Origin of the sequence: Rhodoplanes roseus (assembly GCF_003258865.1) — a bacterium.
GTDB classification, from domain to species: domain Bacteria; phylum Pseudomonadota; class Alphaproteobacteria; order Rhizobiales; family Xanthobacteraceae; genus Rhodoplanes; species Rhodoplanes roseus.
The window spans coordinates 1-9,786 of the sequence record NZ_NPEX01000222.1; the positions used below are offsets into that span (position 1 = coordinate 1).

Sequence of the window (9,786 nt, forward strand, 5' to 3'; positions counted from 1 at the left end):
GCGCGCCGCCCGGGCGGCGCGGCGGGCCGGGGCAGGGCTCGTCACCATCGCCTCGCCCTCCGACGCGCTCGCCGTGAACGCCGCCGGCACTCTCGCCGTGATGGTGCGGCCGGTGGACGGCGCCGCGGCGCTGGCGGCGGCCCTGGAGGACCGGCGGTTCAACGCGGTCGCGCTCGGCCCGGGCCTCGGGGTCGGCGCCGCGACTCGCGAGCTGACCTTCGCGGCGCTCGCCGGACCCCGCGCCGTGGTGCTCGACGCCGACGTGTTGACGAGCTTTTCCGGTGCTCCCGAGGATTTGTTCGCTGCACTGCGGCGGCGCGGTCGGGCGGCCACGATCCTGACCCCGCACGACGGAGAATTCGCGAGGCTATTCGGCCACTTGCCCGAGGTTCGTGAAGCGGTATCGAAGCTCGAGAGAACCCGGGCTGCGGCGCGGGTCGCCGGGGCCGTGGTGCTGTCCAAAGGGGCCGATACGGTGATTGCGGACCTTGACGGGCGTGCCGCGATCAACACCAATGCGCCGGCCCATCTCGCGACTGCGGGAGCCGGCGATGTCCTCACCGGGATGATCGCCGGCCTGTGCGCCCAGGGGGTCGGCGCCTTCGCGGCCGCAGCGGCAGCCGCCTGGCTCCACGGCGAGGCGGCATGCGTCATCGGACCGGGTTTGGTCTCAGAGGATCTTTCCGAAGAAATGCCGAGTGTTTACGCGCGTCTGTTCGATCCGCTCGCGGCCCCTTCGGCTGCCTGCGCGGGTGCCCTCCAATGAGGGGCGCTCGCCCCTGCGGTTCGGCCGCCGTCCGTGCCGGGTGTCCCGTTTCGGGACTCGGTCCGGAGCAGAAATCGGTGGCGACACGGACCGTTGGCTCAACCTTGCCATAATTGGTCGGTGGATTCCCGGACGCGGGGTGTGGGGCCCTCGTGACCGGAGCACGGCCGGACATCGTCGGGGGCGACGATCGTCCGGAGGGGAAGTTGGTTTCGGGAGGCGGTGGATGACCAATCTGCAAACACTGTTGGAAACGGGAGAATCGATCCCGCACGGCGCCTGCATGGGGTGGCGGCCCGAGCTGATCTCGCTCCACGTCGTCTCCGACGTGATCATCGCGCTGTCCTATCTGTCGATTCCGATCGTCCTCGCCGTCTTCGTATCGCGCCGACCCGACATGGTGTTCGGCTGGGTCGCCTGGGCCTTCGCCATCTTCCTGGTCGCCTGCGGCGCCTCCCATCTCCTCGACATCTGGACCGTCTGGTACCCCCATTTCGCCGCCGAAGGCTTGGTCAAAGCGCTCACCGCCGTCACGTCGCTCGCCACCGCCATCGTCCTCTGGCCGCTCCTCCCCAAGGCCCTCAAGCTTCCCTCCGCCGACGAGCTGCGCCGCGCCGTCGATGCGCTGCGCCTGCAGATCCGCGAGCGCGACCTCGCCTTGCGGGCGCTGGAGCGCGAGCGCGAAGAACGCCGCCGCGCCGAGGACATGCTGCGGCAAGCTCAGAAGATGGAGGCGATCGGCCAGCTCACCGCCGGCATCGCCCACGACTTCAACAACCTGATGACCGCCGTCATCGGCAATCTGGAGCGCGCCCGCCGGCTGCTGCCCCAGGACGGCTCCCGCCAGCTCGCCCGGGCGATCCGCGGCGCCGCGCTCGGCGCCGAGCGGGCCGGCGTGCTCACCCACCGGCTTCTCGCCTTCGGCTGCCGCCAGCCGCTTGCGCCCAACGTGATGAACGTCAATGATGTGCTGGAGCACCTCGCCGACACGCTGCGGCGGACGCTCGGGGGCAACATCCGGGTCGTCAGCAACCTCACCTTCGATCTGTGGCCCACGCGGGTCGACGCCGACGCCCTGGAGAGCGCCATCCTCAATCTCGCCGTCAATGCGCGCGACGCGATGCCGGAGGGGGGGAACCTGGTGATGACCACCCGCAACGTCGCGGCCGGCGACATGCTGGTCGCGGAGCTCGGGCTCGCGGCGGGCGACTACATCGAGATCGCGCTGTCGGACACCGGCACGGGCATGCCCGAGGAGGTCGCGAGCCGCGCCTTCGAGCCGTTCTTCACCACCAAGCCGGTCGGCGAGGGGTCGGGCCTCGGGCTCAGCCAGGCCTACGGCTTCGCCGTCCAGTCCAACGGCACCGCCGTGCTCGACAGCAGCCCGGGCGAGGGCACCACGGTGAAGCTGTTCCTGCCGCGCGCCCAGGTGGCCGCCGCGCCTCTCGCCGCCCGCAGCTTCGCCTCCGGACTTCTGACGAACGCTCCGGCGTATCCATGACCCAGCAACAGTCTGTCATCGGTGGCGTCACGGTCCTGATCGTGGAAGACGAGCCGCTCGTTCTCGACATGATCTCCCAGGAGCTCACCGACCAGGGCTTCGCGGTGCTTGAGGCCGACACCGCCGAGGCGGCGCTGTCGATCATCGAGAGCGGCCAGACCGTCGACGTGCTCTTCACCGACATCCGCCTGCCCGGCGAGATGGACGGCTGGCGCCTCGCCGCCACGGTGCGCGAGCAGAAGCCCGAGCTGCCCGTCATCTACGCCACCGGCTACACGGTCGAGCGCGCCTCCCAGGTGCCCGGCAGCGTGTTCCTCAAGAAGCCCTACCGGCCCTCCGCCATCGCCGAGACGATTCGCTCGCTGATGGGGGGCGGCAACGGCACCGCGAACTGACCCGAGCCGCCCGAAAAAGCCGTCCCGCTCCGCTTCGCTCCGCGGCCCGCGCGGGCCCGCCATGCGGCCGCCTGCCTGCGCGAGCGGGCCGCGCTGCGCCATCAGCGACCACCGATGCCCAAATTTTGTGATGCGCGGGCAGGGGAGCGTGATATAAGCCCGCCCGCTCGGAGGATCGGCAGGCCGAGCGGCCCTTGGCGGGCGTGGCGGAACTGGTAGACGCGCTGGATTTAGGTTCCAGTGACGAAAGTCGTGGGGGTTCAAGTCCCTCCGCCCGCACCACGCCGTGGCTCGCTGCCGCCGACCGACCGGGCGACCGCGCGTGGCGCGCGACCGCCCCAGATGACCACCATACGAGACTGACCCGACATGGATGTGACCCAGACCACGGCCGAAGGGCTGAAGCGCGAATTCCGGGTGGTCGTCCCGGCCTCCGATCTCGAGACCCGGCTGAACGACAGGCTGGCCCGACTCAAGGACCAGGTCCGGCTGAACGGCTTCCGCCCCGGCAAGGTGCCGGTCGGTCACCTGCGCAAGCTCTACGGCCGCGCCGTGATGGCCGAGGCGATCGAGGAGCTGGTCCGCGAGACCAACGCCAAGATCGTCACCGACAACGGGTTCAAGCTCGCGATGGACCCCCAGGTGAAGATGCCCGAGGACAAGACCGAGCTCGAGGGCGTCGTCGAGGGCAAGTCGGACCTCTCCTACACGGTGGAGCTCGAGGTGGTGCCGGCGATCGAGCTGGCCGATTTCAAGGGCATCACCCTGGAGCGCCTGGTCGCCGAGATCGGCCAGGAGGAGATCCAGGACGCCCTCAAGCGGCTGGCCGACCAGAACCGGCCGTTCACGGCGAAGGCGGAGGGCGCGGCCGCCGAGACCGGTGACCGGGTGACGATCTCGTTCATCGGCCGCATCGGCGGCGAGCCGTTCGAGGGCGGCACCGGCGAGGACATCCAGCTCGTCATCGGCTCCGGGCAGTTCATCCCGGGCTTCGAGGACCAGGTCGTCGGCGTCAAGGCGGGCGAGACCCGCACCGTGACGGTGACGTTCCCCGAGAACTACATGGCCGAGAATCTGGCCGGCAAGACCGCCGAGTTCGAGGTCACGGCGAAGACCGTCGAGGCGCCCGGCGAGGTCGCGATGGACGACGACTTCGCCAAGAAGCTCGGCCTCGAATCGCTCGCCAAGCTGGAGGAGGCGATCGGCGAGCGGCTGAAGGCCGACTACGCCGCCCAGAGCCGCCAGCGGGTGAAGCGCCAGCTCCTCGACAAGCTCGACGAGCTGCACAAGTTCGAGCCGCCCCCGACCCTGGTCGAGGAGGAGTTCAAGTCGGTGTGGGAGACGGTGGTCTCCGACCTCAAGTCGCAGAACCGCAGCTTCGCCGACGAGGGCACCGACGAGGAGAAGGCGAAGGCCGAGTATCGCGGCATCGCCGACCGCCGCGTCCGCCTCGGCCTGGTGCTCGCCGAGATCGGCGAGAAGAACGGCATCAAGGTCACGGACGAGGAGATCTCGCGGGCGCTCGTCGAGCGGGCCCGCCAGTATCCGGGCCGCGAGCAGGAGGTGTGGGACTTCTACCGGAAGACCCCGGCCGCGCTCGCCTCGGTGCGCGCCCCGATCTTCGAGGAGAAGGTGGTCGACTACATCCTGGAGCTCGCCACCGTGACGGACCGGTCCGTCCCCAAGGACGAGCTGTTCAAGGACGACGAGCCGGCCGCGGCCTGACGCGACGCCGCCGCCCGGGACGCGCGCGGGCGAGCCCGCGCGCTCTCGCTCCGGCGCGGCGATCCGACACCGGTCGGACGACGTATCAGGGCTGGAGCAGCGTTCTGCGACGGCCTCGCCGGGTCCGGGCCGTGCCTGTCGACACGCCGTGGCGCCTGCCGGCCCGGTGCCGCTGGCGCGGCGCGGCAGCGTCCCGTAAAGCAAGCTCGCCGACGGAGTCTTGTCGCCGGCGCAACAGCATATATCTGTGATCCTGTGCGCTGCACCCGGCGCGCGGTCCCTCGGGCGGCCTCCGGCGCCGACCAGCGTCGGCCCGAATCACTGGCAAGGTTGAGCACATGCGCGATCCCGTCGACACCTACATGAATTACCTCGTGCCCATGGTGGTCGAGCAGACCAACCGGGGCGAGCGCGCCTACGACATCTATTCGCGGCTCCTGAAGGAGCGCATCATCTTCGTCACCGGCGTGGTCGAAGACGGGATGTCGACCCTGATCGTCGCGCAGCTTCTCTTCCTGGAGGCCGAGAACCCCAAGAAGGAGATCGCGATGTACATCAACTCGCCGGGCGGCGTGGTGACGTCCGGCCTGGCGATCTACGACACGATGCAGTTCATCCGCCCGGCGGTGTCGACGCTGTGCACCGGCCAGGCCGCCTCGATGGGCTCGCTGCTGCTCGCCGCCGGCCGCAAGGACATGCGCTTCGCCCTGCCGAACGCCCGGATCATGGTCCACCAGCCGTCCGGCGGCTTCCAGGGCCAGGTTTCGGACATCATGATCCACGCCCAGGAGATCCTGAATCTCCGCAAGCGGCTCAACGAGATCTACGTCAAGCACACCGGCCAGCCGATCAAGAAGATCGAGGAGGCGCTGGAGCGCGACCAGTTCTTCACCGCCGAGGGCGCGAAGGACTTCGGGCTGATCGACAGCGTCATCGAGCGGCGGCCGGAAGAGCCCGAGAAGCCCTGACCGGGCCCCGGGCCGGATCGGCGGCTGCGGCCGCCGCTTCGGCCGAACGTCCGGATCGCGACCCGGACGGCGATACGCGGAATCGATCGGAAGGTCCTGCTGCGGTGCAGCATGGGCTGCGGGACGGGACTCTCCGGACGCTTCGATTTCGCCACGATTCGGCTCCACGGTTCCGACTCGTGGAGCCATGCACTGGAATACGTCTTGCATGGATACCGTCGTTGCGACGGAACAATGGCCCGGACGGCCGGCTTCGATCTTTAGTGGAATCTTGATTGTCCGGGTCGTACCGTGTTTCGTTGGGTTCACGGGCAGATCGGTCCCCTCGATCCACTGGCGGAAGGTGACGAGTTTGCTAGGTTTCAGGCACGACGGGTCCTCAATGTCACACTCGCACGCAACGCGCTCGCGCGGATGCGGCGGACCTGTGGAGAGTGAAGAATGAGCAAGGTTGGCGGGAGCGACTCCAAGAATACGCTGTATTGCTCGTTCTGCGGCAAGAGCCAGCACGAAGTTCGCAAACTGATCGCAGGACCGACGGTCTTCATCTGCGACGAGTGCGTCGAGCTGTGCATGGACATCATCCGCGAGGAGAACAAGTCCTCGCTGGTGAAGTCGCGTGACGGCATCCCGACCCCGCGCGAGATCCGCAAGGTTCTGGACGACTACGTGATCGGCCAGGACCACGCCAAGAAGGTCCTGTCGGTCGCGGTCCACAATCACTACAAGCGGCTCAACCACCAGACCAAGCACCAGGACGTCGAGCTCGCGAAGTCGAACATCCTGCTGATCGGGCCGACCGGCTCGGGCAAGACGCTGCTGGCGCAGACGCTCGCCCGCATCCTCGACGTGCCGTTCACGATGGCGGACGCGACGACCCTCACCGAGGCCGGCTATGTCGGCGAGGACGTCGAGAACATCATCCTGAAGCTGCTGCAGGCCGCCGACTACAATGTCGAGCGGGCGCAGCGCGGCATCGTCTACATCGACGAGATCGACAAGATCAGCCGCAAGTCGGACAACCCCTCGATCACCCGCGACGTGTCGGGCGAGGGCGTCCAGCAGGCGCTGCTGAAGATCATGGAAGGCACCGTCGCGTCGGTGCCGCCGCAGGGCGGCCGCAAGCATCCGCAGCAGGAGTTCCTGCAGGTCGACACGACCAACATCCTCTTCGTCTGCGGCGGCGCGTTCGCCGGCCTCGAGAAGATCATCTCGGGACGTGGGCGCTCGACCTCGATCGGCTTCGCCGCCCGGGTGCTGGCGCCCGAGGACCGCAAGGCGGGCGAGATCTTCCGCGAGGTGGAGCCCGAGGATCTGCTGAAATACGGCCTGATCCCCGAGTTCGTCGGCCGCCTCCCGGTGGTCGCGACGCTGGAGGATCTCGACGAGCCGGCGCTCAAGCGGATCCTGCTCGAGCCGAAGAACGCCCTGGTCAAGCAGTACCAGCGGCTGTTCGAGATGGAGAACATCGACCTGACGCTGGCCGAGGAGGCGCTCGGCGCGATCGCCCGCAAGGCGATCGAACGCAAGACCGGGGCGCGCGGCCTGCGCTCGATCATGGAGAGCATCCTGCTCGACACCATGTTCGACCTGCCGAGCCTGGAGGGCGTCGAGGAGGTGGTGATCTCGCGCGAGGTGGTCGAGGGCACGGCCCGGCCGCTGTACATCTATGCCGACCGCGCAGCCGGCGATGCCGGCGCGAGCGCCTGAGCGCCCGCCACAGCGATAGGAACGCCGGCGCGCGGGGAATGCGCCGGCGGGACGAAAGCCGCCGACGGCGCGTCCGTCGGGTGCGTGCTCGGTTCCTTGACACGCCCCCGACGGCTCTCCACCTAAGTCAGGCGGACGTCCGACAGTCGAGTGAGGCGTTCGAGCCGATGTCCGGGCAGGGGTCTCGTCCCCGCCGCGGCGCGCAGTGCCAGTCTAGACCGATCTGCGCTCCCTTCCCGGTCCACGACACTCCGTCACGATGCCACGCATCGGGTCGCGACGGAGGGGTTTCCAGAACAACAAGGATCGGACCATGACCACACCTGCCAAGCCGCGCGTGCTGCCCCAGCCCGGAGAGGTCCGGGCCTACCCGGTGCTGCCGCTGCGCGACATCGTGGTTTTCCCGCACATGATCGTGCCGCTCTTCGTGGGGCGCGAGAAGTCCATCCGCGCCCTCGAGGAGGTGATGCGGTCCGACTCGTACATCCTGCTCGCCACCCAGAAGAACGCCTCCGACGACGATCCGGCCGCGGACGCGATCTACGAGGTCGGGACGCTCGCCAGCGTGCTGCAGCTCCTCAAGCTCCCGGACGGCACCGTGAAGGTGCTGGTCGAGGGCACGGAGCGCGCTCATGTCGTGCGCTACACCGACCGCAGCGACTACTACGAGGCCGAGGCCGACGTGCTGGTCGACCATGTCGGCGAGAAGGTCGAGGCGGAGGCCCTGGCCCGCTCGGTGGTGACCGAGTTCGAAGGCTACGTGAAGCTCAACAAGAAGGTGTCGCCCGAGGTCGTCGGCGTCGTCCAGCAGATCGACGACTACGCCAAGCTCGCCGACACGGTGGCGTCGCACCTGGCCGTCAAGATTCCCGACAAGCAGCTCATCCTCGAGACCACCACGGTCACCGAGCGCCTGGAGAAGGTGCTCAGCCTGATGGAGAGCGAGATCTCCGTCCTGCAGGTGGAGAAGCGCATCCGGACCCGCGTCAAGCGGCAGATGGAGAAGACCCAGCGCGAGTACTACCTCAACGAGCAGATGAAGGCGATCCAGAAGGAGCTGGGCGACGAGGACGGCCGCGACGAGCTGCAGGAGCTCGAGGACAAGATCAAGAAGACCAAGCTCTCGAAGGAAGCGCGGGAGAAGGCGCAGCACGAGCTGAAGAAGCTGCGCCAGATGTCGCCGATGTCCGCCGAGGCGACGGTGGTGCGCAACTATCTCGACTGGCTGCTGTCGATCCCGTGGAACAAGAAGAGCAAGGTCCGCAAGGATCTCACGGTCGCGCAGGAGACCCTCGACACCGATCACTTCGGCCTCGAGAAGGTCAAGGAGCGCATCGTCGAGTACCTGGCCGTGCAGAGCCGCGCCAACAAGCTGACCGGCCCGATCCTGTGCCTCGTCGGCCCGCCCGGCGTCGGCAAGACCTCGCTCGGCAAGTCGATCGCCAAGGCCACGGGCCGCGAGTTCGTGCGCGTGTCGCTCGGCGGCGTGCGTGACGAGGCCGAGATCCGCGGTCACCGGCGCACCTATATCGGCTCGATGCCCGGCAAGATCATCCAGTCGATGCGCAAGGCGAAGTCGTCGAACCCGCTGTTCCTCCTCGACGAGGTGGACAAGATGGGCTCGGACTTCCGCGGCGATCCGTCGTCGGCGCTGCTGGAGGTGCTCGATCCGGAGCAGAACTCGACCTTCAACGACCACTACCTGGAGGTCGACTACGATCTCTCCAACGTGATGTTCATCACCACGGCGAACACGCTGAACATCCCGGCGCCGCTGATGGACCGCATGGAGATCATCCGGATCGCCGGCTACACCGAGGACGAGAAGGTCCAGATCTCGCGGCGGCACCTGATCCCGAGCGCGCTCTCCAAGCACGGGCTCGACGCCAAGGAGTGGTCGATCACCGACGACGCGCTCCTGCTCCTGATCCGGCGCTACACCCGCGAGGCGGGCGTGCGCAATCTGGAGCGCGAGCTCTCGACGCTGGCCCGCAAGGCCGTCAAGGAGCTGATGACGTCGGAGAAGAAGACCGTCGAGATCACGTCCGAGACCCTCGGCCAGTATCTCGGCGTTCCGAAGCATCGCCACGGCGAGATCGAGGAGGAGGATCAGGTCGGCGTCGTCACCGGCCTCGCCTGGACCGATGCCGGCGGCGAGCTCCTGACGATCGAAGGCCTGATGATGCCCGGCCGCGGCAAGATGACCGTGACGGGCAACCTGCGGGACGTGATGAAGGAGTCGATCTCGGCGGCGGCGTCCTACGTGCGCTCGCGGGCGATCGCCTTCGGCATCGAGCCGCCGTGGTTCGACAAGCGCGACATCCACGTGCACGTGCCGGAGGGGGCGACCCCGAAGGACGGACCGTCGGCGGGCGTCGCCATGGTGACCGCGATCATCTCGGTGATGACCGGCATCCCGGTGCGCCGCGACGTCGCGATGACGGGCGAGATCACGCTGCGCGGCCGCGTGCTGCCGATCGGCGGCCTCAAGGAGAAGCTGCTCGCCGCGCTGCGCGGCGGCATCAAGACGGTGCTGATCCCGGAGGAGAACGCCAAGGACCTCGTCGACATTCCCGAGAACGTGAAGAGCGAGCTCGAGATCGTTCCGGTCACCCGGATGGACGAGGTTCTGGCCCGCGCGCTGACCCGCGTGCCGGACCCGATCGAGTGGGACGACAAGGCCCACCCGGCGACCCCGGCGCCGGCGGACGCCGCCGCCGC

7 protein-coding genes and 1 tRNA gene are annotated in these 9,786 nt (G+C 68.3%); all 8 read left to right on the top strand.

All coding sequences use genetic code 11. The features are described 5' to 3' along the window. A partial coding sequence (locus CH341_RS23425) for an NAD(P)H-hydrate dehydratase (RefSeq protein WP_111421402.1) occupies nt 1-766 on the top strand: 766 nt, incomplete at its 5' end. A gap of 226 nt (nt 767-992) precedes the next feature. Continuing rightward, nucleotides 993-2,267, top strand: coding sequence for an ATP-binding protein (locus CH341_RS23430; RefSeq protein WP_111421403.1), 1,275 nt, complete (start codon nt 993-995; stop codon nt 2,265-2,267). Next, a complete protein-coding gene (locus CH341_RS23435; RefSeq protein ID WP_111421404.1) occupies nt 2,264-2,662 on the top strand; it encodes a response regulator in 399 nt (132 codons plus the stop codon). Before CH341_RS23430 ends, CH341_RS23435 begins: the two co-directional genes overlap by 4 nt. A 197-nt stretch (nt 2,663-2,859) precedes the next feature. Continuing rightward, nucleotides 2,860-2,944, top strand: a tRNA-Leu gene (locus CH341_RS23440). An 87-nt stretch (nt 2,945-3,031) separates the two neighbouring features. Further along, on the top strand, nt 3,032-4,387 hold the full coding sequence (gene tig / locus CH341_RS23445) for a trigger factor (RefSeq protein WP_111421405.1): 1,356 nt from the start codon (nt 3,032-3,034) through the stop codon (nt 4,385-4,387). A gap of 338 nt (nt 4,388-4,725) precedes the next feature. Continuing rightward, a complete protein-coding gene (locus CH341_RS23450) occupies nt 4,726-5,355 on the top strand; it encodes an ATP-dependent Clp protease proteolytic subunit (RefSeq protein WP_111421406.1) in 630 nt (209 codons plus the stop codon). Nucleotides 5,356-5,796: 441 nt separating this feature from the next. Then, nucleotides 5,797-7,065: an ATP-dependent Clp protease ATP-binding subunit ClpX gene (clpX, locus tag CH341_RS23455; protein ID WP_111421407.1), complete on the top strand. Its 1,269-nt coding sequence runs from the start codon at nt 5,797-5,799 to the stop codon at nt 7,063-7,065. A 313-nt stretch (nt 7,066-7,378) separates the two neighbouring features. Beyond that, a partial coding sequence (lon, locus tag CH341_RS23460; RefSeq protein ID WP_111421408.1) for an endopeptidase La occupies nt 7,379-9,786 on the top strand: 2,408 nt, incomplete at its 3' end.